The 1,538-nt window shown below is 72.0% G+C and carries 1 protein-coding gene; it reads left to right on the forward strand.

Annotated features, from left to right (window positions below; genetic code table 11):
• The first annotated feature begins 59 nt into the window (after positions 1–59).
• The gene (locus tag AOJ26_RS40545; protein ID WP_053853330.1) at positions 60–1,499 is read left to right on the forward strand and encodes a GH1 family beta-glucosidase; all 1,440 of its coding nucleotides are present in this window, start codon (positions 60–62) and stop codon (positions 1,497–1,499) included.
• The last annotated feature ends 39 nt before the right edge of the window (positions 1,500–1,538 follow it).

A 1,538-nucleotide genomic window follows, 5' to 3' on the forward strand; every position in this document is an offset into this window, starting at 1 on the left:
CCTCCTCCCCCTCCCCCCTTTCATCCGACGGTCCGACGACCTCCAATGGGAGCGCTTCCATGCCAGAGCCCGAATCGCCGGTGACCCCGGTGACCTTTCCCCCCGCCTTCCTGTGGGGAGCCGCGACCTCCGCCTACCAGATCGAGGGGGCGGTGCGCGAGGACGGCCGTACGCCCTCCATCTGGGACACCTTCAGCCACACCCCGGGCAAGACGGCCGGCGGCGACCACGGTGACATCGCTGTCGACCACTACCACCGCTACCGCGACGACGTGGCGCTCATGGCCGACCTGGGCCTGACGGCGTACCGCTTCTCGATCTCCTGGTCCCGGGTGCAGCCGACCGGGCGCGGCCCCGCGGTCCAGCGGGGTCTGGACTTCTACCGCAGGCTGGTGGACGAGCTCCTCGCGCACGGCATCAAGCCGGCCGTGACGCTCTACCACTGGGACCTGCCCCAGGAGCTGGAGGACGCGGGCGGCTGGCCGGAGCGCGACACGGCGTACCGGTTCGCGGAGTACGCGCAGATCGTCGGGGAGGCGCTCGGCGACCGGGTGGAGCACTGGATCACCCTCAACGAGCCCTGGTGCGCGGCCTTCCTCGGCTACGCCTCCGGGGTGCACGCGCCGGGCCGTACCGACCCCGCGGCCTCGCTGAAGGCGGCGCACACCCTGAACCTGGCGCACGGACTGGGCACTTCGGCCCTGCGCGCCTCGATGCCGGCCCGCAACTCGGTGGCGATCAGCCTCAACTCCTCGGTCGTGCGGCCGCTCTCGCAGAACGCGACGGACCTGGCCGCGGCGCAGAAGATAGACGACCTGGCCAACGGCGTCTTCCACGGGCCGATCCTGCACGGCGCGTACCCGCAGACGCTGTTCGCGGCCACGGAGTCGGTCACCGACTGGTCGTTCGTCGAGGACGGCGACCTCGCCCTGATCCACCAGCCGCTGGACGCCCTGGGCCTCAACTACTACACGCCCGCGCTGGTCTCGGCCGCCGACCCCGAGGCCAACACCCCGCGTGCCGACGGCCACGGCAGCAGCGACCACTCGCCCTGGCCGGCCGCGGACGACGTCACCTTCCACCAGACGCCGGGCGAGCGCACCGAGATGGGCTGGACGATCGACCCGACGGGCCTGCACGACCTGATCATGCGCTACACGCGCGAGGCGCCGGGGCTGCCGATCTACATCACGGAGAACGGCGCGGCCTACGACGACAAGCCCGACCCCGACGGCCGGGTCCACGACCCCGAGCGGATCGCCTACCTGCACGGCCACCTCGCCGCGGTCCGCCGCGCGATCACCGACGGCGCGGACGTCCGCGGCTACTACCTGTGGTCCCTGCTGGACAACTTCGAGTGGGCGTACGGCTACGAGAAGCGTTTCGGCGCGGTCTACGTCGACTACACCACGCTGGAACGGACACCCAAGTCCAGTGCCCTCTGGTACGGCCGGGCGGCCCGCACGGGCTCGCTCCCGGAGGTCCACAGCATCCCGTGACCGACGCGGGGCCGGGGGACGGGGAAGGGGCGCGGCAGC

This window comes from Streptomyces sp. NRRL B-24085 (assembly GCF_001282115.1).
In the GTDB taxonomy this organism is placed as follows: Bacteria; Actinomycetota; Actinomycetes; order Streptomycetales; family Streptomycetaceae; genus Streptomyces.

Coding starts and splice junctions, on each gene's coding strand:
- AOJ26_RS40545 (WP_053853330.1), top strand. CDS start 60: ATGCCAGAGCCCGAATCGCCGGTGACCCCGGTGACCTTTCCCCCCGCC.